23 protein-coding genes and 1 tRNA gene are annotated in these 20,993 nt (G+C 56.0%); 13 read left to right on the plus strand and 11 right to left on the minus strand.

Features of this window, described 5'->3' with window-relative positions; genetic code table 11:
• Positions 1-39 precede the first annotated feature (39 nt).
• From EO133_RS03050 to EO133_RS03085, 8 genes are all read left to right on the plus strand, one after another.
• Entirely contained in the window at positions 40-459 is a 420-nt protein-coding gene (locus EO133_RS03050) for a VOC family protein (protein ID WP_127071186.1), read from the plus strand.
• A 161-nt stretch (positions 460-620) separates the two neighbouring features.
• Positions 621-1,028 carry a YcbK family protein gene (locus EO133_RS03055; RefSeq protein ID WP_164734856.1) on the plus strand — a complete coding sequence of 136 codons (408 nt, stop codon included), beginning with the start codon at positions 621-623 and terminating at the stop codon, positions 1,026-1,028.
• A gap of 69 nt (positions 1,029-1,097) precedes the next feature.
• Positions 1,098-1,173 (plus strand) — tRNA-Glu (locus EO133_RS03060).
• 147 nt (positions 1,174-1,320) lie between these two features.
• Complete coding sequence (locus EO133_RS03065; RefSeq protein ID WP_127071188.1) at positions 1,321-1,503, plus strand: hypothetical protein; 183 nt, start codon at positions 1,321-1,323, stop codon at positions 1,501-1,503.
• A gap of 584 nt (positions 1,504-2,087) precedes the next feature.
• The gene (locus EO133_RS03070; RefSeq protein ID WP_127071189.1) at positions 2,088-2,747 is read left to right on the plus strand and encodes a response regulator transcription factor; all 660 of its coding nucleotides are present in this window, start codon (positions 2,088-2,090) and stop codon (positions 2,745-2,747) included.
• 79 nt (positions 2,748-2,826) lie between these two features.
• Positions 2,827-3,021, plus strand: a complete 195-nt coding sequence (locus tag EO133_RS03075; RefSeq protein WP_127071190.1) for a hypothetical protein — start codon at positions 2,827-2,829, stop codon at positions 3,019-3,021.
• 249 nt (positions 3,022-3,270) lie between these two features.
• Positions 3,271-3,504: a hypothetical protein gene (locus EO133_RS03080; protein ID WP_127071191.1), complete on the plus strand. Its 234-nt coding sequence runs from the start codon at positions 3,271-3,273 to the stop codon at positions 3,502-3,504.
• Positions 3,505-3,600: 96 nt separating this feature from the next.
• On the plus strand, positions 3,601-3,792 hold the full coding sequence (locus EO133_RS03085) for a hypothetical protein (RefSeq protein WP_127071192.1): 192 nt from the start codon (positions 3,601-3,603) through the stop codon (positions 3,790-3,792).
• 209 nt (positions 3,793-4,001) lie between these two features.
• Here EO133_RS03085 and EO133_RS03090 read toward each other — a convergent pair whose 3' ends face one another.
• A complete protein-coding gene (locus EO133_RS03090) occupies positions 4,002-4,223 on the minus strand; it encodes a DUF4376 domain-containing protein (protein ID WP_486813335.1) in 222 nt (73 codons plus the stop codon).
• A 244-nt stretch (positions 4,224-4,467) separates the two neighbouring features.
• Here EO133_RS03090 and EO133_RS03095 point away from each other — a divergent pair, with 244 nt between their 5' ends.
• From EO133_RS03095 to EO133_RS03105, 3 genes are read left to right on the plus strand one after another with little or no spacing between them, the layout of a single operon-like run.
• The gene (locus tag EO133_RS03095) at positions 4,468-5,070 is read left to right on the plus strand and encodes a sigma-70 family RNA polymerase sigma factor (protein ID WP_127071194.1); all 603 of its coding nucleotides are present in this window, start codon (positions 4,468-4,470) and stop codon (positions 5,068-5,070) included.
• The gene (locus tag EO133_RS03100; protein ID WP_127071195.1) at positions 5,067-5,720 is read left to right on the plus strand and encodes a ChrR family anti-sigma-E factor; all 654 of its coding nucleotides are present in this window, start codon (positions 5,067-5,069) and stop codon (positions 5,718-5,720) included. The genes EO133_RS03095 and EO133_RS03100 overlap by 4 nt, the downstream gene beginning before the upstream one ends.
• 3 nt (positions 5,721-5,723) lie before the next feature.
• On the plus strand, positions 5,724-6,470 hold the full coding sequence (locus EO133_RS03105) for an SDR family NAD(P)-dependent oxidoreductase (RefSeq protein WP_127071196.1): 747 nt from the start codon (positions 5,724-5,726) through the stop codon (positions 6,468-6,470).
• 12 nt (positions 6,471-6,482) lie between these two features.
• On the opposite strand, the gene EO133_RS03110 is transcribed toward EO133_RS03105, so the two are convergent.
• From EO133_RS03110 to recJ, 4 genes are all read right to left on the minus strand, one after another.
• Positions 6,483-7,718 (minus strand): SAM-dependent methyltransferase, encoded by a 1,236-nt coding sequence (locus EO133_RS03110; protein ID WP_127071197.1) that lies wholly within the window; start codon positions 7,716-7,718, stop codon positions 6,483-6,485.
• Positions 7,711-8,547 (minus strand): DUF1365 domain-containing protein, encoded by an 837-nt coding sequence (locus tag EO133_RS03115; RefSeq protein ID WP_127071198.1) that lies wholly within the window; start codon positions 8,545-8,547, stop codon positions 7,711-7,713. Before EO133_RS03115 ends, EO133_RS03110 begins: the two co-directional genes overlap by 8 nt.
• Complete coding sequence (locus EO133_RS03120; RefSeq protein ID WP_127071199.1) at positions 8,532-9,869, minus strand: NAD(P)/FAD-dependent oxidoreductase; 1,338 nt, start codon at positions 9,867-9,869, stop codon at positions 8,532-8,534. The genes EO133_RS03115 and EO133_RS03120 overlap by 16 nt, the downstream gene beginning before the upstream one ends.
• 205 nt (positions 9,870-10,074) lie before the next feature.
• Positions 10,075-11,856, minus strand: coding sequence for a single-stranded-DNA-specific exonuclease RecJ (recJ, locus tag EO133_RS03125; RefSeq protein WP_127071200.1), 1,782 nt, complete (start codon positions 11,854-11,856; stop codon positions 10,075-10,077).
• Positions 11,857-12,023: 167 nt separating this feature from the next.
• Here recJ and EO133_RS03130 point away from each other — a divergent pair, with 167 nt between their 5' ends.
• Entirely contained in the window at positions 12,024-12,566 is a 543-nt protein-coding gene (locus tag EO133_RS03130; protein WP_127071201.1) for a hypothetical protein, read from the plus strand.
• A 52-nt stretch (positions 12,567-12,618) separates the two neighbouring features.
• Here EO133_RS03130 and glpX read toward each other — a convergent pair whose 3' ends face one another.
• The 4 genes from glpX to argC all read right to left on the minus strand — a co-directional run bounded on the left by glpX (position 12,619) and on the right by argC (position 17,704).
• Positions 12,619-13,590 (minus strand): class II fructose-bisphosphatase, encoded by a 972-nt coding sequence (gene glpX, locus EO133_RS03135; protein ID WP_127071202.1) that lies wholly within the window; start codon positions 13,588-13,590, stop codon positions 12,619-12,621.
• A 5-nt stretch (positions 13,591-13,595) separates the two neighbouring features.
• Positions 13,596-14,912 (minus strand): homoserine dehydrogenase, encoded by a 1,317-nt coding sequence (locus EO133_RS03140; protein WP_127071253.1) that lies wholly within the window; start codon positions 14,910-14,912, stop codon positions 13,596-13,598.
• A 334-nt stretch (positions 14,913-15,246) separates the two neighbouring features.
• Positions 15,247-16,464, minus strand: coding sequence for an LL-diaminopimelate aminotransferase (locus tag EO133_RS03145; RefSeq protein WP_127071203.1), 1,218 nt, complete (start codon positions 16,462-16,464; stop codon positions 15,247-15,249).
• A 187-nt stretch (positions 16,465-16,651) separates the two neighbouring features.
• The gene (argC, locus tag EO133_RS03150) at positions 16,652-17,704 is read right to left on the minus strand and encodes an N-acetyl-gamma-glutamyl-phosphate reductase (RefSeq protein ID WP_127071204.1); all 1,053 of its coding nucleotides are present in this window, start codon (positions 17,702-17,704) and stop codon (positions 16,652-16,654) included.
• A gap of 146 nt (positions 17,705-17,850) precedes the next feature.
• Between argC and EO133_RS03155 the strand changes: the two genes are divergently transcribed.
• Positions 17,851-19,134: a glycosyltransferase gene (locus tag EO133_RS03155; RefSeq protein WP_127071205.1), complete on the plus strand. Its 1,284-nt coding sequence runs from the start codon at positions 17,851-17,853 to the stop codon at positions 19,132-19,134.
• A 66-nt stretch (positions 19,135-19,200) separates the two neighbouring features.
• Here the strand turns inward: EO133_RS03155 and EO133_RS03160 are convergent, their stop codons facing one another.
• Together EO133_RS03160 and EO133_RS03165 are read right to left on the minus strand one after the other, a co-directional pair.
• The gene (locus EO133_RS03160; protein WP_127071206.1) at positions 19,201-19,962 is read right to left on the minus strand and encodes an ABC transporter permease; all 762 of its coding nucleotides are present in this window, start codon (positions 19,960-19,962) and stop codon (positions 19,201-19,203) included.
• Positions 19,959-20,906 carry an ABC transporter ATP-binding protein gene (locus EO133_RS03165; RefSeq protein WP_127071207.1) on the minus strand — a complete coding sequence of 316 codons (948 nt, stop codon included), beginning with the start codon at positions 20,904-20,906 and terminating at the stop codon, positions 19,959-19,961. Before EO133_RS03165 ends, EO133_RS03160 begins: the two co-directional genes overlap by 4 nt.
• Positions 20,907-20,993: the final 87 nt, after the last annotated feature.

A 20,993-nucleotide genomic window follows, 5' to 3' on the forward strand; every position in this document is an offset into this window, starting at 1 on the left:
CCCGGTCCTATTTGCCGGAGACGGAAAGGTTTTAAGGACGTGAAGTATCTACACACAATGGTCCGCGTGACCGATATAGACGAAAGCAAGCGCTTTTATTGCGATGGCCTCGGCCTTGTGGAATCGCGCCGGATCGATAACGACAAGGGACGATTCACACTGGTTTTCTTGAACGCCCCTGGTGACGAGGATGCCAAGGTCGAGCTGACCTACAATTGGGACCCGGAGGAATATTCGGGTGGCCGCAATTTCGGGCATCTGGCCTACCGCGTCAAAGACATCTACGCCCTTTGCCAGCACCTTCAGGATATGGGCTACACCATTCACCGCCCTCCGCGCGACGGTCATATGGCGTTTGTAAAATCGCCCGATGGCATTTCCATCGAATTGCTTCAGGAGGGCGACAGCCTGCCTGCCAAGGAGCCTTGGGCCTCAATGGCCAATACCGGGACGTGGTAAACGGGTAGCGCTTTTTTAACCATGATGATTGACCGGCGGTTAGGCAACCGCCGGTTATTTTTTGCCTGTGGTCGGGAATTCCCAAACAATCCACAGGTTAGATTATGCGCTTCATCTCTTCAGTTCTGCTCATGCTCACACTTTTGGGAGCCTGCGCCCCTATGGCCATGTTTGCCTCAAGCAGCGGCCATGGCTATTCCGGCCTGAAGACGGACTGGGGCACTTTCGTTGCTCACGGCAATGTCAACGCCTTATGCCTAACCCCTGCCCTGCGGCTGCTGATCTGGGATTTTGAGGGGCATTTTGGCCAGAAGGTCGTGATGAACTCGGGCTTCCGAACCCCTTGGCACAACGCTTCGGTCGGCGGTGCGGCAGCATCCTATCACACGCGTTGCATGGCTGCCGATTTCTATATTCCGGGCGTGGAGAAGCAGCGACTGATTGCATATGCGATGCGCAATTCGCTTGTAGGCGGGCTTGGCTGCTATCCCGGACAGCGCTTTATCCATGTCGATGTCCGCGACAGGCCACGCGGTCGCAACCAGCCCGTGACATTCAGTGGCTGTTAAAAAATCAAAAAATTGAATTTTGGGTATTGCCTATCTCTCAAGCCCCCCCTATACACCCCTCCATCGCTTGCGCCCTTCGTCTAGCGGTCTAGGACGCCGCCCTTTCACGGCGGAAACACGGGTTCGAGTCCCGTAGGGCGCGCCAGCGATTTCAAGGACTTAGACCGGCCCTAGGCAAAGTCATTATATATCCGTCAAATATACCGGACCACGCAGAAGCGAACGTAGACGAACGGTCGCTTGCATCGACCTGCCGTGTCTTTCATGTTCGGGGAAACGATTGTGGAACGGGATGCACGACGGCAAGGCCAAGGTAGGTTATGAGATTCGCGATATCATCTTAATGTTCAAGGCACTTGAAGCAGCGGTGAGCTCTTTGAAATTTCATGGGTTCGACGTTGAGTCAGCAGAAATGTCTGAGATGCCTTGGGTAGCCACCTTCAAAGGGCCACAGGTGTTCGAGGCAGCGCTGTAGGTTGCCTTTGGCCATCATGGCCTCCTATCGATATGTTGAATGCAAAAAAGCCGCCCGGAGGCGGCGGGTCACAAGAAGTTTGCTTTCGTCCTTGCAGAATTGGGCCTATGGTCGAGGATGACATCCAAAACCATGATAATTGGCGCCGCCCTCCTACTCCTGATTGTTATTGCCGTGACTTATTTTGGCACGGCGGATATCAACCGGATCACAGGGCCAGGCACCATGAACCCATTTGCGAGCTGACCCTTGACCAGGCGCAGAATCACCTGCATCGCCTTTGAAGCTCATCGGTGATTCTCCAAGGATGCCGACATAGGCAACCTGGCCAACTGATCGGCGACGGCGTCGGCCAAGTATAGCTGCCGGCGCTGCCCAACACACCGGAATGCTAAGCTCTTGCAAGATTGAGTGATTCTCGCGCAGACTGCTTGCACAGGGGGCACGTGTGGGACTGCGCAAAAATAATGCATTTCGCGCATCCATGACTACTGCAATTGCTTGGCGCTTACGTAGTCAAACTTAGTTACAATTGCGAAAATTCATGTGTAGAATCCCCATGTTATATAGTAGCGGGGGCTAGTATGAACTTACCGAAATTCAGCAAGGACAAAGATATACGGAGCAAAGAACCAGTATATCTGTCCGTTTTCAATCGCAATCGACTGGTCCATATCGTCGATGCCGACATGTCATCTTGTGGTGGCATCACGGCCTTATTCCGCCTTGAGGGGTTTCTCACGGGTTTCTCAACCAGCCTCACGCATCTTGAGGACGAACTGGAGAAGCGCTGGCCCGACATCTTCATCTATAATCTCTCCTTTGGCATCGATGTGCTGCGGCAGATCAAAAGCACGCGCCGCGGCACGCCGATTTTCGCGACAATCGATGAACCCGATATCAACCTTGCCGTCGAAGCCATGCGCACTGGTGTGATCGATGTCGCTGCAAAACCGATCGAGCCCGATGCGTTTATGACCAAGGTGCGCGACGCGCTGCGCCGCGATGTTCATGTCAGCGCGGCCCGCGACGGTCTTCGCAAAGTTGAAATCCGGGGCTTTCACCAGCTCACACCACGGGAGCGCGAAGTGCTTCAACATCTCGTTGAGGGCAAGTCCAACAAGGAAGTAGGACTTGATCTCGGTATTTCGCCACGGACAGTAGAGGTGCACCGGGCGCGGCTCATGGAAAAATTGTGCGCTAGAAATACTGCCGATCTTCTTCGTATAGTGCTTACAAGTTGAAGCTTATGAGACTTGACTTATGTCAATGTCATCGTCAGTAACTCCGGCCTAATGCGATCATCGCTGGCCGGAGTCAAGCATGGGCAAGAAAATCGAATTCGAGTTCGACGATGTAACTGATGAAATCGACCGGGCAGCGCGTGTTGCGGCACTGGCAGATCATGAGTTGCTTTCCTATCACGCCCGGCTCCATTCAAGGGCTCTGGCGGGCGGAGAGTGGATATCTCTGCTGGAAGACGAAATGGAACGGCGCGGACTGATAAAGCGATCCTGAATCTTTTTATCCTTTCTCTCCTCAGCCTGTGGTGCTGCTAAATCAATCTAACTGACTAGATAAACGTAAAGAGAGGCCTCTGCAGCAGCAAGTCTTGATGCCGGGCGTACGCGCAGCATCACAAATGTCGACATTTACAAGACGGCGCCCTGTGTCGATGCCTCCTTCGGGTTTCTTATTGTGCCGGAAAATAAAGGCCCGACAGAACGGCAGGCAGATGTTAGGGTCTGCCTCGACCAGTGAGGCACAATGACCACTACGTTCATCGTTCAGTCGTTCCAACAGCGCGGGCGCAAGCTCGTGTCCGATCCTTTGCAGCGCGCAAAGTCAGCGGAGAGCGCCATCGCCACGGCCGAGCGCCTGGCACCAACGAAGGCTGGCGTCGTGGCTTTTTCTCAGGAAGTAGATATCGAAACCGATTCCTATGATGAGCCGCGTGTTCTGTTCACGATCGGAACATTGCCCCCGGAATTGATGGACTAGGCCGCCTTGGGCGAGGCGACGCACTTCGGAAAACCGAAGGTGACGATGAGCAACGCGCATGGCTATCCTTCAGAAACTGGCTAGAAGGATACTTCCATGTTCGACAAAACCTATGAAATTAAAGTCCGCATCGGTGAAGAAACCCTAGCAGGCTTGCGCCGATTTCAGTTGGCCCTCGGCCTTGAAATCGCCGAAGAGGCGGCGCGCATATATCTGCGCAACCATTTGGTCGATTTCAGCTACATAGCTGTCGACGCACCGGCACCTTCAGATCTGTTTCAGAACTGAGTTGCTCCGCCTTAACGTAGATTACAGCCGCAACCGTCCATTGCATTCGGCATTAATCAAGAGCAAAGCCCTTCGCGCTCTGAAGTCGTCCGTTCCGTTCTTCACCCCGACAACTCCAAGGAGCGGGCGGCCCATTTGATCTTGCCACCGCGTCCCATGAAATTGTCCAGGAACCGGCCGGGCTACTGGCGGCAGTTGGCCCAGTTTTCCTATTCGCAGGGCCAGCCGGTCTCTATCTTGATCGCATTGAGCGCAGCTTCGTCCTCGGCGGCATCGACGGCCGCGAGCAGTGGTGCTTCATAATCGAAACAGGCCTGTACATTGGCCAGCGCTGCAACAATGGAGGTGGACATGTCCTGATTGCTCATGGCGCGGGGGACTTCATCGGCGAATTTGAAGATTGCCCTATCCTGCCGCAGGCTAGCGTTGATGGGGTCACCAAGAGAACCCGTTAATCATTGAGGATGCCAAGTGAGAAGCCAAAAGCGTCATCGGCCGGTATGGCCGTTACATCCCAGTCGGTGGCGGCGCTCGCACTAGCCTCGGGAAGATGCCCTCGATTGCGGCTCAACGGTCGCTGCGTCCCGCGCTTGAGAGGCCTTCATTGTCGCTCGCCACTGTTTTTGTGATCCAGGCGTTTTTCTGCTCCGTAAAGGACTAAAACGATTGGAGGCTATGGTGTATGCAGTAGTGATGAGTGACACCACACCCCAGCCGGCACATGGCACTGCCCCTATCGTCGATCCAGCCGAATTGCTTTCGCGCATTGCGGAGCAAAAGGATCGTCAAGCATTGGCGGAACTTTTTCGCCTGCTGGCACCGCGGCTTAAGTCGATGATGTTGAAGCTTGGTGCTGATTCCGCTCTGGCTGAGGATCTGGTGCAGGAAACGCTTTTGGCTGTGTGGCGCAAGGCCCATTTATACAGTCCCGAGCGTGGTGCACCCGTAACGTGGATATTCACTATTGCACGCAATCTGCGCATCGATCAGTTGCGGCGTCTGTCGAACAAACCCTACGAAGATCTTGACGGAATCGACGCCACTGACGACACGCCCACCGGCCTGCAAGTCGTTGAACAGCAACAAATGGTGTCACGAGTGAAGTCTGCGCTCGAAACACTGCCAGACGATCAGCGACAAGTGGTAAAATTGAGCTTTTTGAACGATATGACGCATTCTGACATATCCGCAGCCCTTGGAATTCCTCTGGGCACGGTGAAGTCGCGCCTGCGCTTGGCCTATGGGCGATTGCGGCCAGTATTGGAGGATCTCCAATGAGCGTCGTCCATCATCCCGACATCACGACACTTATGGCTTTCAGCGCCGGTACGCTGGATGAACCTTATGCCCTGGTTATTTCCACGCATTTGGCCATGTGCGCCGCGTGCCGTGAGCAGATCAAGCGAATCGATCTGATCGGTGGAGCCCTTCTGGACGCAGAAGAGGAGGTCCCGGTTGAAGATGACGCTGTGGATCGCCTGTTTGCACGCCTTGATACCCCCAAGGAAGCAGGCGATACGATAAACGTAATTCCCAAGGTTCGGGACGTTCCCGCGCCTCTTGTCCGTTATCTGCCCGATGGACTTGATGCCGCGCCATGGAAGGCCAGGGGCGGTGGTGTATGGACGTGCGATTTGCCTGTCAGTGCCAATGCACAGTCGCGCCTGATGCTGCTCAAGGTCGGAGCCGGCCGCGCCGTTCCCGAGCATGGGCATGGTGGGCATGAACTCACACTGATTCTAAAAGGCGCCTACAAGGATCGGTTCGGGCGCTTTGGTCCAGGTGATATCGCGGATCACGATCAGGATGTCGATCACCAGCCGATCGCAGAAATGGGCGAGGATTGCATTTGTTTGGTTGCGGTCGATGCCAAGCTCAACTTCCGCAGCAGGATCATGAAGCTGCTGCAGCCGTTTATCGGAATGTGATCCATGAGCAAAACCGCCTGGGTACTCGGGGGCGGCTCCGGCATTGGGGCCGCTCTCGTCAAAGAGCTTGTCGCGCGCGGTTGGACGGTCGCGATCTCCGGACGTCGTACAGAGCCCTTGCAAGCGCTGGCGGAAAGCCATGATGCAAGGCCCTATCGGCTTGACGTTACCGATTTCGATGCTGTCAAAGACACGGTCAAGCAAATCGCTGCCGATATTGGTAAAATCGATCTCGTCGTATTTTCCGTAGCGGCCTGGGAAGTGACCAAGCCCGGCACGTATGATTATGAAAGCTTTCGCCGGATCATCGATACCAACCTGCTTGGCGCAATGCGGGTGATCGATCCTGTCGTTGCCCAAATGCGCAAGCAAGGCTTTGGCGAGATCGCGTTGGTCGCTTCGGTGGCAGGATATTTTGGCCTGCCGCGCTCCGCAGCATATAGTTCGGGCAAGTCGGCGATGATCACGCTGGCAGAAACCATGCGCACCGAACTGGCTTCTGACAACATTTCGGTTCGGATTGTCTGTCCGGGATTTGTAAAAACCGATCTTACGGCTAAAAACGACTTTCCGATGCCGTTTCTCATGGAAGCCGACAAGGCGGGCAAGAGAATCGCGGACGGGCTCTTGAATTCCAAGCGCTTTGAAATCGCTTTTCCGACGCGATTTGTGCTGCTGCTCAAACTGATCGGTTTGATGCCCTACCCTATATTCTTTGCCATAATGAAACGGCTGATTGCCAGAAAATAGTCCCTCACGGGACTATTCAGGGCGGCGATACTGATAGATTCCGACATCAATAAAGCCTTCGGTAAAGCCAGCCTCGCAATATGAGAGATAATATATCCATTTGCGTCTGAACGCTTCGCTATAGCCCAGTTTGGCGATTTCCGGCCAACGGTCCACGAAACGCTCCCGCCAAAGCCGGAGCGTCTTTGCATAGCTGTGACGGAAGCAATCGACATTTTCCAGAATCAGCCCACTTTTTTCGGCATGCTCGCGCATTGCTGCCTTGGTAAGCAGCATGCCGCCGGGGAAGATGTAACGCTGGATGAAGTCGGGGCCGGATTTATAAGTCTCAAACTCTTTTTCGAGAATGGTGATTGCCTGAATGGCGGCCGTTCCGCCCGGCTTGAGCCGATCATGGACCGTTTGGAAATATTGCGGCCAGTGTTCTTCGCCAACCGCCTCGATCATTTCAATCGATGCAACATGGTCGAACTGTCCCTTGGTATCCCGATAGTCCTCAAAAACAAGCTTTGCCTTGTCGTTCAGTCCCTGCCGCTCAAGCCGCTCCAGCCCGTACTTGAGCTGCTCGCGTGAGAGGGTGATACCCCGCAGATTGGCTCCCACCTCTTTGGCCACCGTTTCGGCAAATCCACCCCAGCCGCACCCGATCTCCAAAATGCTCGAACCGGGTTTTACATCTGCCATTTCAATGATGCGCCGGTATTTGGCGTATTGCGCTTCCTCCAGGCTCTGCTCTTCGGCGCCGAAATAGGCCGACGAATAGGTCATGGTCGGGTCCAGCCATTCCGCATAAAAGTCGTTGCCGAGGTCGTAATGCTCGGAAATGTTCTGCTTGGAGCCCTCGCGCGTATTGGGGCGCGCCATATGATAGGCAAGATCCTGCGCGGCGCGCCTGAAAAGCCCAGGATTGGCATTATCAAAAATATCGCGGTTCTGAAGGAAGAACCTGAACATCTTCGTCAGGTCCTCCATCTCGATGTCGCCGTTTATATAAGCCGCGGCAAATCCAACGGTACCGCGTCGCATCGCTTCGCCGAGTACGTTGAAGTTCTTAAGCCGGAGATAGGCATGCAGCCCACTGCTCGCGTCGCCTAGCGTGCGGCAACGCCCGCTAGGCAGGGTAACTGTAACGGCACCCTTCCTGGGTATTCCAAGCAGCGCCGCGCCGATTTTCTCAAGTGCAAATGATGAAATGCGCGTCCCGAGACTTGCGCCCCGCCCACTGCGCCGTACCACGGCGTTACTCATACCGCCCTCGCCCTGCGTCCAACTCTTTTGCGCTTACCTCCTGCGTCCCGGCATGGAGATCTTTGCGCAAACCCAAAGTATGCGGCACCCCCTTCAACCAAAGCTTGAAAGCTTCCCAATGGATGCCTGCCATAATCTTAATGGTCATTAACGGATATGCAAGACTGAGCTTTGCGATCATGGAATCACTGAACTCCCGGCGCGCTCCAGAGAACCATGCCGTCAATACCGCGCCACGATCCGTGCTCAGTGTTATCCCATTAAACACGGTCTCAGCAGGTGGCTTGACCGAAAACCGGTAGTTTCCCTCCAGCGTATTGAATGGGGAGACGTAGAAGGCTTTTTTTGCGTTGTGCATGATTTCGCCGTCGGCCCGAGCGTCCACGACCTGCTGATAGAAATGATGTTCCCCAAATGTATTGCGAACCTCATAGATAAGCATAACGGGGGCGCCGTTCGCATCTTCAAGATAATAGACCGTCAGAGGATTGAAGGCGTAGCCGAGTATGCGGGGGTAAAACAGCATTCTCACCCGCGAAACCTTATGGCCTATACCCGCAAGAACCGCCCTGTTTCGCGCAAATTTGGCAGGATTGCAGCCATCCCTTGCTCCGAAATCGGAGAACTTCAATGAGAACAGGTTCCATTTGTTGACGGAAAAGAACTTGAACTGTTTTGCCATTGCCTCGACCTCATCGAGATCGACGAGCAGAGAAAACACTTTGTAGCGCAAGCTGTGTATCTTGGGTCGCGCACGCTTGTGTACGACCTCACCCACATAGATTGCGCCCGCGTGAGCAGGCTTGTCAGGTTCTATTCCGCCGCCCATTTGGCTGGCTCTCCCTGCATCCAGTTATGCGCAATTCTCGCACGGGCATTTGCAACTTTCCAAGGCCGCTCGAGGAGGCCGATCCGTTCGGCAACTTCCAGCCCGGCTTGCAAACCGTCTTCATGAAATCCGTAGCCAAGCCAGGCACCCGCAAACCAGGTGCGATTGACGCCCTGAATACGCGAAAAGGATGATTGTGCGTCGATTGCCGCCGCATCGAATAAAGGATGCTCGTACTCGGTTTCGTACTGAACCGTTCCCGGTGCAAACTCCTTATACGGATTGAGTGTCACAAAGAGATCGGTTCGTGTCGGCAACGGCTGCAACCGGTTCATCCAGTATGTAACGCTCAGCGCATCGTCACGTTCAACGTCGGGGCGAAGATAGTTCCAGGCACACCATAGGTGGCGGCGCTTCGGCATAAAGGAACTGTCGGTATGCAGCACTGCGCGATTTTTTGAAAAACGAAACGCAGACAGCACATTCCGTTCCTTAATCGAGGCATCATCAAGCAGCTTGAGCGCCTGATCGGCGTGGCAAGCCAGCACAACTTCGTCAAAGCTCTGGGAAATGCCCTGTTCATCGACAATCTCCACGCCATTGGTATGGCGTCGTATCGCCTTGATATCGACACCCTGCCTGACGTCCATCCGCGTGTCGGCAAGGATACGGGACACATATTCCTGCGACCCTCCCATAACCGACCGCCACGCAGGCCGCCCGACAATTTTTAACAGCCCGTGATTTGCAAAGAACTTTACAAAGGTATGCGCGGGAAATGACAGCATACCACGCGATGGCGTCGACCAGATGGCCGCCGAGACCGGCAGAATATGGTTTTCAACAAAGCTCTGCGAGTAGCCGCCTTCGTGCAGAAACTCTGCAATTGTCATATCGGCAGGCATTTCGACAATATCGCGCTCCGCACTGTGAAAGAAGCGCACGAGATCCTGAACCAGTCGCCAATGGTCCAACCGCAGCAGATTGCGCTTTTGGCCGAACATGCCGACGAGTTTCTCGCCGTTATATTCGAGCCGTCCTTCGCCGAGTGAAACGGCAAACCCCATATGCGCGGGCGCCGTTGCCACCTTCAGGTGATCGAACAATGCAGTCAGATTGGGATAGTTGGTTTCGTTAAAGACGATAAAGCCGGTATCGACCGGCACTGGCCCGTCCGCCGTCGTCGCATTCACCGTATTGGTATGGCCGCCAATGCGCCGCTCGCGCTCGAACAACGTAACCTTGTGTGACTTGGATAGAAGCCATGCCGCGGAAAGACCCGCAATTCCGGAACCGACGACGGCGATATGTTGTTGCGGCATGCACCTGACCTTGAAATTGTTATAGGTGCGTTACGAAACAGGTTTACGGTTGGATCAGCCGCCGGTTGCGGCAAAATCACATTTATCGTCCTGAAATCAGTCGCTAGAGCGTGTCCAGCAAAAGTGGAAACGGTTTTGCGGTTCGGACGCGCGACAAATCAAAGACTTAGATCAAATCTGCGATTCTATGAAAAGCGGATTTGTTCTACGGGATGGCTGCATCGATGATGCGCAATTGAGCGGTTTCCCGGCCCTGCCAATGGTTGATGTTGAGCGCGCCACAGACATGCAGTCGTCCTGTGTCACGCGCTTTGAGCAATGCGTCGCCCAACGGCGTTCCTGCGGCCCGGAATGCGATGGCCTTAATGTTTGCGCCGTCGCCGGATGCCAGGGTAAGCCGCACATGACCGCCAGCCCCCACTACGTCGGCAAAACGTACCTGATGGGCTGGGAAAGCGAATATCGGTGTTGGATTGCCTGCGCCAAACGGGCCGGCACGCTCGACATCGTGAACGAAGTCAGCAGAGGCTGCCCGCGCAGTAAGCGCAGCGTCGATCTTGACCGCGCGTGACTTGCGCGCCTCTCGAACTGACGCTTCCAGGGCATCGCTGAGATAGTTGCGGAAGGCGCCAATCTGGCCTGCGCCGATTGTTACCCCCGCAGCCATCGCGTGGCCGCCGCCCTTAACGATAATATTGTCGCGGACAGCGGCAATTACGGCGGCTCCGAGATCGACGCCGGGCATCGAGCGCCCCGAACCGGTGCCACTACCATCCGGGCGCAGGGCCACTGCAAATGACGGGCGTTCAAACCGCTCGCGCAGTCGCGCCGCCACCAGCCCCACAATGCCGGGATGCCATTCAGGCGACGCCGCAACAAGAACCGGAGGTCCCTCGCCCTCGCCGATCTCCATTTCCGCCGTCGCACAGGCCTGCTCGACCGCCTCGGCCTCGATCCGCTGGCGTTCCGCGTTGAGTTCGTCGAGTTTTGCGGCGATGCTTAGGGCTTCATGCTCATCTTCCGTAGCAAGCAATTTCGCTCCCAGGCCCGCATCGCCAATCCGGCCACCGGCATTGATGCGCGGCCCAAGCAAATATCCCAGATGGTAGGTTCCGATAGGACCACCAGCACGCGCTGCAATCGCCAGGGCCCGTAGCCCGGCATTGCCGCCCTGACGCAGCACTTCGAGCCCCCGGACCACAAACGCCCGGTTAAGCCCGACAAGCGGCACGACATCGCAGACTGTTGCCATAGCGACAATATCAAGTAGCGCCATAAGATCGGGAACGGCGCGTTCGCCGCGAAGGAGCCGGTTCACCGCAACAAGCACCATAAAGCTCACCCCGGCCGCGCATAGATATCCCATCTGGGAAATATCGTCCTTGCGATTGGGGTTGACGATAGCGCCGGCGGGCGGAAGAGTGTCACCAGCAAGGTGATGGTCGATCACCAGAACGTCGGCGCCGCGCGCGCGCGCATGGACAATGGGCTCATGGCTGGTCGTGCCGCAATCGAGCGTAACGATCAGCGTTGCACCCTGTGCGATCAAACGATCCATCGCTTCGATATTGGGACCGTATCCCTCAAAAATGCGGTCGGGAATGTGGGTAATGACCCTGATACCAAGCTGGCTGAAATAGCGCGACATCAAGGCAACGGAACAAGCGCCATCAACGTCGTAATCGCCGAAAAAGCCGATGGTTTCCCCTCGTCTGGCTGCGTCTGCCAGCCTCTCGGCCAACCCGTCCATATCCATCAGACTCGAGGGGTCGGGCATCAGGTCGCGGATCGCTGGCGCAACAAAGCGTTCCGCTTCTTCAACCGGAACGCCCCTTGCGGCAACGATCCGCGCCAGAATTTCGGATAGGCCGGTCTGTTGAGCTATTGCACCTGACATGCGCGAGGCCACCGGATCCAGGCGATCGATCCATGTTCGCCCCGTAACGGATTTGGAAACATTCAGAAAGGGTTCGACATCTGGCTTCATATGCCCGGTTATATCGCCTTTTGAGCTGGCGGAAATGCTTAAAAGATTCAAATCGCTGGTGGATTTTTTTAGACGCCCTTGGAACCTTTGGTATCCTGCCTTCGTTGATTGGCAAGGCAGAGCTTGGCATCGGCCTGTTCGGCTATGAGACATTTTCAGGACGTGAGATGATCAAGATAAAAAGGCTTTTTCTTCCATTTGCAGCAGTTTCCGTGCTCGCTCTGGCGGCCTGCGACAACCAAACCCAGGCGCCCGGTGTTGTCGACCCTGACGCAGGAACACCCCCTGCCGCCGAAACCACTCCGGATGAAACCCCAGCAAGCGTTGAAGTTGAAACACAGGCTCCGGCAGACCTTCAGCGTCAGATCGATGCCGTTCAAGAGGAAGCGCAGGAGACCTTTCAGGATATCCAGCAGCAATCTCAGCAAGCTGGCGAATCCCTGATGGATGCGGGCTCCAATATGATGGATGCCATGACGCAACAAATGCAGGCCGCCGGTGACAGTCTTTCGGCTCAGATCGACGCTATCGTGGAAAGCGCCGAGGAATTCCGCGACGACAACATGACCGACGAGCAAAAGCTCGAGGTTGTGGCCAATGCGCGTGTTGCCGCCGAACAGGCCGCTCGGGGATTGGGGCGCACAGAAGCCGAAGTCATAGCAGCAGGCGATGAAGCCGAATTGCGGGTGCGTCAGGCGCTCGACATCTAAATAAATTCATTGGGCGCGCCGCATATAAGCAAGCACCTATATGCGGCGTGTCTTACTTGAAGTATTCGGATTTGAACCAGCGGATCGTCTTGGACCAGGATCGCATGACAACGCTGGATGTAACCGTCTTTTTCTGCATCAATCGAACGCCGCCGAGCAGGCTACCGTCGGTCACGCCAGTCGCTGCGAACAGCACATCGCCGCGAGCCATGTCTTCGACGGAATATTTTTTTTTCTGATCCTTCAGCCCAAGGTCTTCTGCCGCCGACCGCTTGTCCGGGGTATCCAGGATCAATCGTCCCTGCATCTGACCGCCGATGCAGCGCATGGCCGCCGCTGCCAGCACACCTTCCTGCGCACCGCCCGAGCCGAGGTAAATATCAATCCCGGTATCGTCGCTATTGGCCGCATGAATAACGGCGGCAATATCGCCGTCAGGCAGTAGCTTGATGGCAACGCCAAGCGCGCGCAGTTCGGCGATCAAAGGCGCATGGCGCGGCCGGTCGAGCACACAGGTAACGATATCGGTAACGGCCACCCCCTTGGCCTGCGCCAGAGCCTCAATATTTTCCGTGGCATTTTTGTCGAGATCGACAATGCCCGGTGGATAACCGGGTCCGATAGCGATCTTTTCCATATAGCATTGGGGAACCTGCATAAGCCCACCGCGCTCTGCAAATGCCAGTACCGACAGCGAGTCCGCCAGGTTTTTGGCGCATCCGGTAACGCCTTCAAGCGGATCGACGGCAACGTCTATCGGACTGCCCTGCCCCGTGCCGACAGCATGTCCGAGCCCAAGACGCTCCGCATCGGAAGGTTCGCCAATGACAACCCGTCCATTTATGTCGATAAGGTTTAGTGCCTCTTGCATGGCGGCGACCGCGGCCGTGTCGGCCAGCATCTCGTCTCCCTTGCCGCGCAATTGCGCCGCCGCAATCGCGGCGCGCTCGGTAATGCGCACAATCTCCAGCGTCAGATTGCGATTGACGACCGAAGCAGTGCCTACCTGTTGCGCGTCAGCCATGAGCCTTAGAACTCCTCAATACGAATCAATTGCGGCTGCCCCACGATAAAACCGTCACTGGCGATGCGATTGAGCGCTTCACGCACCGCGCTTTCTATCGTTTCATGGGTGATCAGAACGACCGTTCGCGAGGTCTCCTGCTCCACGCCAGGCTCACTAGCACGCAAATCGGGACGCTGGATGACGCTTTCCAGAGAAATGGAACCTTCTCCCATGCGCGTTGCAATGGCAGCCAGGGCGCCGGGCACATCGCGGGCGTTCAACCTGATATAGTACCCACCTTCATGCACACGCATGGGAGCCCTTGTGCATGGCACCAGATCGTCGGTCGGCACGCCCAGGGGTGGCACATGCGTTCCCCGTGCAATGTCCAGTATATCGCTCAGAACGGACGCTGCGGTGGCCTCGCCGCCAGCACCGGGACCGGCCAGAAGCAATTCCTGCACATGATTTGTTTCGAGTGCCACAGCATTGAGAACGCCATCGACCCCGGCGATCGAACTGGTCTTGCGCACAAGTGTTGGATGCACGCGCTGCTCGATGCCATCGGCTCGCTTTTGTGCCATTCCGAGCAGTTTGATTTTGTATCCCAGATCGGCTGCGACCTTGATGTCTGCTTGCGTTATGCGCGCAATACCTTCGACAAACACCTGATCGGCCGCGATTTCGGTTCCAAAGCAGAGACTTGTGAGGATGGCGAGCTTGTGCGCGGTATCGAAGCCCTCGATATCGAAGGTTGGATCGGATTCCGCGTAACCCAGTTCCTGCGCGTCCTTGAGGCATTCCTCAAATGAAATGCTTTCAGCACCCATCCGGGTAAGAATGTAGTTGCAGGTGCCGTTCATGATTCCATAAACGCGTGTGATCGAAGAAGACCCAAGGCCCTCACGCAGAGTTTTAATGACCGGAATTCCACCGGCGACCGCGGCCTCAAACCCCAACTGGGCACCATTTTTCTCGGCCATGGCGGCCAGCGCAACACCGTGACGCGCCAGCAAAGCCTTGTTTGCAGTGATAACAGGGCACCCCCGTTCCAGCGCCGCTGAAACTGAAGCCAATGCCGGCCCGTCCTCACCACCGACAAGCTCAACAAACAGGTCCACATCGGGCGATTTTGCAAGTGCGACCGGATCGTCGAACCAGGCGAATTCATCGATACTGACGCCGCGCTCCCGATGGCGCGAACGCGCGCTGACGGCCGAAACGACGATTCTGCGACCTAGCTTGCGAGCGATGGCGTCGCCGTCATTGTTGAGGATATTGATGAGTGCAGCGCCGACCGTGCCCAGCCCGGCAATACCTATGCGCAGGGGCCGCCCCAGCGCATCCATCGAAATCTCGTGAGTCTGCATTGCCTTGGCGATGCGCTGACGGGTTTCGGTGCGTGGTTCCCTGCCCTCGCGCAAATCGAAAACGAAAAGGGGGTCGCCCGCAATTTCGCGGCCAAAACGGGTTGGGGTCCAACCACGCGAAGAAATAAACGACTCTATGGCTTGGCGAAAAGTTTCTATATCACTCATGAAAACGCACCTGATTAGGATGTGCGCACATGAATAGGAATTCACCTACAGGTCAAGACGCAATTTCAAAATTTGCGTAGACGAGATGTTGGCAGACCCACCCAATCGGTGGGCCTACCCTGCAGGTTGGAACAAGTCAGGCTTTGCCTAAAGATACGACATTGCCCTTGCTTCCAGCCTCGCCACCCATGAAGCGCTTGATCGCGCGCGCGGCCTGTCGGATGCGTTGTTCATTTTCAACGAAAGCCAACCGGACATATTGATCGCCATATTCACCAAAGCCCACGCCGGGGGCGACAGCCACGCCGGTTTCCTTGATCAGCAGTTTGGCAAATTCCAGAGAGCCCAGATCAGCGAACTGATCGGGGATCGGCGCCCATGCAAACATCGTGGCTGCCGGGGTTGGAATGTGCCAGCCTGCGCGTCCAAAGCTTTCAACCATCACGTCACGACGATGCTTATAAATCTGGCGAACCTGTTCAACGCAGCTATCGTCGCCGTTAAGCGCGGCAGCGGCAGCAACCTGAATAGGCGTGAAGGCGCCATAATCGAGATAGGACTTCACCCTCGCAAGCGCCGCAATCAGGCGTTCATTGCCAACCGCAAAGCCCATGCGCCAGCCGGGCATGGAGAAGGTCTTGGACATTGAGGTGAACTCAACAGCAACGTCGATAGCGCCGGGAACCTCAAGAATTGAGTGCGGCGGCTCGTCATCAAAGTAGATTTCAGAGTAAGCCAGGTCCGAAAGGATAAAAATGTCGTGTTCGCGGCAATAGTCCACCACTTCCTTGTAGAAATCGAGCGTGGCGACATAAGCCGTGGGGTTGGCCGGATAATTGAGGATCAGTGCAATCGGTTTCGGGATCGAGTGCCGGACAGCGCGATCGAGCGAGCGCAGGAAATCCTCATTGGGGTCGGCCGGCATCGAACGGACCACGCCGCCCGACATGATGAACCCGAAGGAATGGATTGGATAAGTGGGATTTGGAACAAGGACCACATCACCGGGCGCGGTGATCGCCTGTGCCATATTGGCAAAGCCTTCCTTGGATCCCAGCGTGGCAACGACTTGCGTGTTGGGATCGAGCTTAACGCCAAAGCGCCGCCCGTAATAGGAGGCCTGGGCCTTGCGAAGTCCGGGAATGCCACGTGACGTCGAATAGCGATGGGTTCGCGGGTCCTTGACTGTCTCCTTGAGCTTTTCGACAATGTGCGGCGGGGTTGGAAGATCGGGGTTGCCCATGCCCAGATCGATAATATCCACCCCGTCAGCGCGCGCTTTCGCCTTGATCGGGTTGATGTGCTCGAACACATAGGGTGGCAAACGGCGGATGCGATGGAACTCTTCGCTCATATTGTCCTCGATGGGGCTTGGCCTGTGCCCCTGTTAGCTCGCGGCTTTGGCGTAAACTGGACGCCATGAGCCGGAGAGAATTATCTCAATAACATGATGTTCAAACTATGAACGGGCCGCCGAAAGCGAAAAGCCGACTGGGCGGGCCGTGTTCTTTACCGGCCCTGCCCTCTGTTCCCGCAGCGCTCTAGGGGAACAGTGGCAGAGCCTCAAGCGCCGCCGCTTCGTCAAACCCGAACGCCAGATTGAAATTCTGTATTGCCTGTCCCGCGCTGCCCTTCACGAGATTGTCGATCACCCCAATGACGATGACACGGCCAGGGATGCGGTCCTCAAAAACATTGAGCACACAATAATTTGAACCGCGCACATGCGCCGTCGAGGGGATGACGCCCTTATCCGCGATCCGAATGAACGGTTCGTCGGCATAGGCTTGTGCCAAGACCGCGCGCACCTCATCGGCATTTTGGGCGTTGCCGAGTTTGACATGAGCGGTGATCAACTCGCCGCGGCTCATGGGAATGAGGTGCGGCGTAAAGTTCACAGCGACCGGGGCACCGCTTACAAGCGATATTTCCTGTTCGATTTCCGGCGCATGCCGATGCGTGCCCACTGCATAGGGCGATACGCTTTCTCCAGCTTCGGCCATAAGCGTATTCTGCTTGAGCCCGCGCCCTGCCCCCGACACGCCGGATTTGGCGTCGATGATCACGTCATCGGTCGACATCGCACCAGACCGCACGAGCGGAAGCAGCGCAAGCAAGGTTGCCGTCGGATAGCAGCCCGGACACGCAATAACCTTGGCATCGCGAATGGCGTCCCGATTGTGTTCGGTCAGGCCATAGGCCGCTTTCGCCTGCAGTTCGGGCGCAACGTGCCTGGCGCCATAGGCCAATTGGTAGTGATCGGGATTGCGGAAGCGGAAGTCGGCACCCATATCGATCACACGAAGATGATCGTTTTTGCCGACAATTTCCGCAATCAAGGTCTGGCTGGTGCCGTGTGGCAACCCGCAAAAAACGACATCAACTTTGGAAAAATCGACATCCTCGTTGGTGATGAGATCAGGCAGACCGACGCCGCCAAGGTGAGGGAAAACCGACGACATGGGTTTCCCGGCATGGGTATTGGCGGTCAGATAGACGAATTCGATGCCCGGATGACGCACGCCAAGTCGCAGCAAGTCAGCTCCGGTGTAACCGGAAGCGCCAAGCAATGCGGCTTTAATGGGCGTGGTCATGTCTCTCTTGCCCTTTCGTGGCGTTTAAGCATATGAAATGTCTGCGAGGTGCCGTCATAATTGTACGTGTTTATAAAGTAAATGGGGTCGCATCGAATGGCTAAACGGTTTTGTCGCTTTAGCTTGAGCTGCGGCGCGAGGTTTTGATGAGCAAACGCATTGCGATAGCCACAATCGGCACGCAGGGAGACGTTCAGCCTTATGTGGCCCTTGCCAGAGCACTCAAGGCCCGCGGCTATTCGGTCGTTGTCGGTGCGCCGGACGACTTTGAGGACATGGTGACGAGCCATGATCTGGAATTTGCCAGTCTGGGTAGCCGAATCCAGGAATTTCTCACGCAGACGCGATTCGAAAAGGCGATGAGTGAGAACATGCTGGTCAACATGCCCTCGCTATTGCGGCAGGGCCAGCAACTCGTCGACACGGCCGCCCGGCTGTCATGGGATATGGCCCAGGGCGCCGATGCCATAATCGTGAACATGAATACCAGCTTCGGCATAGATATAGCCGAAGCACTGGACATCCCCTCGATTATGTCGGCCTTGCAGCCGCTCAATTCGACCAGCGAATTTCCGTTGTGTGCGTATTATGGCCCTTCATTCGGGCGCGCATTCAACCGCGTGACCTATACGGCAATGACGGTGCAGCAGATTTACTACAATCTGCCACGCAACAAGTTACGCCGGGAATTGATGGGCCTTGAGCCGCGCAAGAAGGGTGGCTTCTTCAAGGATACTGACGGCACGAACCTGACCACGCTATACGCCTATTCCGCTCACGTTTCGCCCCGTCCCAGAGACTGGCCGAAAAACGCGATCGTTTCCGGCTACTGGATGCTGCCGGACAATACCGGCTGGCAACCGGACGCTGCATTCAAGGCATTTCTCGCCCAAGGCGATGCCCCCATCTATATAGGGTTCGGCTCGATGCCCTTCGGGGCCGAGCGCAATACCGAAATACTCAAGGAAGCAATGCGCCTTTGGGGTGGCCGGGCGGTGGTTGCGCGCGGCTGGGGCGGCATTAACCCAGATGACCTTCCGCCAAGCATATTTGCCATCCAGAAAGCCCCGCACGACCAGTTGTTCAAGCATGTAAAAGGCGTGGTGCATCATGGTGGCGCTGGCACGACCGCTGCGGGCCTCCATCTTGGCTTGCCCACATTTATAGTGCCGCAGGCGGTCGATCAGCCCTTCTGGGGACGGCGGATTTACGAACTGGGTTGCGGGCCCAAGCCGGTGCGCCTGCGTAAGCTAACCCCGGAATTGCTCGCCGAGGCGCTCCGTGCGCTCGACACCAATGCAGGCTATGCGCGCAACGCACAAATTCTGGGCGAAAAGCTGCGCGCCGAAGATGGAACCGCCAACGCGATCAAGGTTATTGAGCGTGTCATGGCCAATTATCAGACCGGGCGCCATCGTCAGCGTGCCTGATTGGGGCGTTTCCAGAACAGGTGGGTGGCACCTATTCTGGAAACCTGATGAGGTATTGGGACGGTTTCAGGTCCGCAAGCGATAACCCGTCTTGAATATCCAGGCGATGATGCCAAGAGCGGCAAACAGGAAGACGAGCGTCATCGCAAGGCTGATGGCAATATCGACGTCAGCCGTGCCGTAAAAGCTCCAACGGAACCCGCTCACCAGATAGACCACTGGGTTGAAAAGCGAAATCGTCTGCCAGATCGGCGGCAACATCGTGATCGAGTAGAATGTGCCGCCAAGAAAGGCGAGCGGCGTCACGATCAGCAGCGGGAAAAGCTGCAACTTTTCAAAGCCATCTGCCCAAATGCCGATAATGAAACCAAGCAGCGAAAAGGTTATGGCCGTGAGCGTCAGGAAAATCACCATCCAGACAGGATGCTGGATTTGCACGTCCACAAAGAGATTTGCCGTTGCGAGAATGATCAGCGCAAGCACGATGGATTTCGTTGCTGCGGCGCCGACAAAGGCAATAATCGTTTCAACATGGGAAATCGGGGCGGACAGTATTTCATAAATCGTCCCCGCGAATTTGGGAAAGTAGATGCCGAATGAGGCATTGGAAAGCGATTGCTGCAGCAGTGACAGCATGATCAGACCAGGCACGATGAAGGATGCGTAGCTGACGCCTTCCACCGACTCGATGCGCGACCCGATCGCAGCGCCAAACACTACGAAATAAAGCGAAGTCGAAACGACCGGCGAGATGATCGACTGCATGATGGTGCGCCACCAGCGCGCCATCTCAAACACGTAAATGGCCTTGATTGCGTGAAAATTCATGACCGGTCCCTCAGCAATCCAATAAAAATGTCTTCCAGCGAGCTCTGCCGCGTACTCAGATCCTTGATGCGGATGCCGTGCTCGTTCAAAGTTCCAATAAGTGTTGCAATGCCGGTCCGGTCGGCATGGCTGTCGTAACTATGCACGAGTTCGGTGCCCTCGTTTTGCAATTCGAGCCCCAAAGCCGCGAGTGCAGCAGGAACCGCTTCGATGGGCTCCTGCAACTGGATCGCGAGGTCCTTTTTGCCGAGCTTTTGCATCAAGGCCATCTTGTCTTCGACCAGAATGATCTCACCGCTTGAAATGACCCCGATACGATCGGCCATTTCCTCGGCTTCTTCGATATAATGGGTTGTCAGAATTATCGTGACGCCGTTTTCGCGCAGATCACGCACCACATTCCACATGTCGCGACGCAATTCGACATCGACGCCAGCAGTCGGTTCATCGAGGAACAGAATTTCGGGCTCATGGGAGAGCGCTTTTGCGATGAGCACGCGCCGCTTCATACCACCTGACAAGGTGATGAGCTTGTCATTGCGCTTGTCCCAGAGCGAGAGGTCGCGCAGGATTTTTTCGAGAACGGCATCATTGCGCCCCTTGCCGAAGAGTCCGCGCGTAAAGGCAACCGTATCCCAAACCGTTTCAAACCGATCCGTGGTCAATTCCTGCGGCACCAAACCGATCATCGACCGGGTCTTGCGGAACTCGGTTACGACGTCGTGCCCGCCCACCAATATCTTGCCCGCGGTGGGTCTAACCAGTCCACAGATTGTGCCGATCAGAGTGGTCTTGCCCGCCCCGTTCGGGCCGAGCAGAGCGAAAATTTCGCCCTTGCGAATTTCCAGACTTACGTTCTTGAGGGCCTGAAATCCTGTGTCGTAGGTTTTGTCGAGATGGGAAATCGACACCGCCGTTGCGGCAGCGGTAAATTGCTGATTCATGATGAATCCGCCCTCCGGTTGTATGAAGGCATTTATTCCGAGCGAGTTGGTCCCGCACCTAGCCCCGGCTGCCTATATAGGCGTCCA

The sequence above is a fragment of the Pelagibacterium lentulum genome, from assembly GCF_003992625.1.
GTDB lineage: Bacteria > Pseudomonadota > Alphaproteobacteria > Rhizobiales > Devosiaceae > Pelagibacterium > Pelagibacterium lentulum.

Excerpts from the sequence above, each read along its gene's own strand:
- EO133_RS03165 (WP_127071207.1), bottom strand. The coding sequence starts at position 20,906 with ATGAATCAGCAATTTACCGCTGCCGCAACGGCGGTGTCGATTTCCCAT.
- recJ (WP_127071200.1), bottom strand. The coding sequence starts at position 11,856 with ATGAAGCCAGATGTCGAACCCTTTCTGAATGTTTCCAAATCCGTTACG.
- EO133_RS03120 (WP_127071199.1), bottom strand. The coding sequence starts at position 9,869 with ATGCCGCAACAACATATCGCCGTCGTCGGTTCCGGAATTGCGGGTCTT.
- EO133_RS03130 (WP_127071201.1), top strand. The coding sequence starts at position 12,024 with ATGATCAAGATAAAAAGGCTTTTTCTTCCATTTGCAGCAGTTTCCGTG.
- EO133_RS03075 (WP_127071190.1), top strand. The coding sequence starts at position 2,827 with ATGGGCAAGAAAATCGAATTCGAGTTCGACGATGTAACTGATGAAATC.
- EO133_RS03080 (WP_127071191.1), top strand. The coding sequence starts at position 3,271 with ATGACCACTACGTTCATCGTTCAGTCGTTCCAACAGCGCGGGCGCAAG.
- glpX (WP_127071202.1), bottom strand. The coding sequence starts at position 13,590 with ATGGCTGACGCGCAACAGGTAGGCACTGCTTCGGTCGTCAATCGCAAT.
- EO133_RS03095 (WP_127071194.1), top strand. The coding sequence starts at position 4,468 with ATGGTGTATGCAGTAGTGATGAGTGACACCACACCCCAGCCGGCACAT.
- EO133_RS03065 (WP_127071188.1), top strand. The coding sequence starts at position 1,321 with ATGCACGACGGCAAGGCCAAGGTAGGTTATGAGATTCGCGATATCATC.
- EO133_RS03100 (WP_127071195.1), top strand. The coding sequence starts at position 5,067 with ATGAGCGTCGTCCATCATCCCGACATCACGACACTTATGGCTTTCAGC.
- EO133_RS03115 (WP_127071198.1), bottom strand. The coding sequence starts at position 8,547 with ATGGGCGGCGGAATAGAACCTGACAAGCCTGCTCACGCGGGCGCAATC.
- EO133_RS03105 (WP_127071196.1), top strand. The coding sequence starts at position 5,724 with ATGAGCAAAACCGCCTGGGTACTCGGGGGCGGCTCCGGCATTGGGGCC.
- EO133_RS03070 (WP_127071189.1), top strand. The coding sequence starts at position 2,088 with ATGAACTTACCGAAATTCAGCAAGGACAAAGATATACGGAGCAAAGAA.
- EO133_RS03085 (WP_127071192.1), top strand. The coding sequence starts at position 3,601 with ATGTTCGACAAAACCTATGAAATTAAAGTCCGCATCGGTGAAGAAACC.
- EO133_RS03110 (WP_127071197.1), bottom strand. The coding sequence starts at position 7,718 with ATGAGTAACGCCGTGGTACGGCGCAGTGGGCGGGGCGCAAGTCTCGGG.
- EO133_RS03145 (WP_127071203.1), bottom strand. The coding sequence starts at position 16,464 with ATGAGCGAAGAGTTCCATCGCATCCGCCGTTTGCCACCCTATGTGTTC.
- argC (WP_127071204.1), bottom strand. The coding sequence starts at position 17,704 with ATGACCACGCCCATTAAAGCCGCATTGCTTGGCGCTTCCGGTTACACC.
- EO133_RS03160 (WP_127071206.1), bottom strand. The coding sequence starts at position 19,962 with ATGAATTTTCACGCAATCAAGGCCATTTACGTGTTTGAGATGGCGCGC.
- EO133_RS03155 (WP_127071205.1), top strand. The coding sequence starts at position 17,851 with ATGAGCAAACGCATTGCGATAGCCACAATCGGCACGCAGGGAGACGTT.
- EO133_RS03055 (WP_164734856.1), top strand. The coding sequence starts at position 621 with ATGGCCATGTTTGCCTCAAGCAGCGGCCATGGCTATTCCGGCCTGAAG.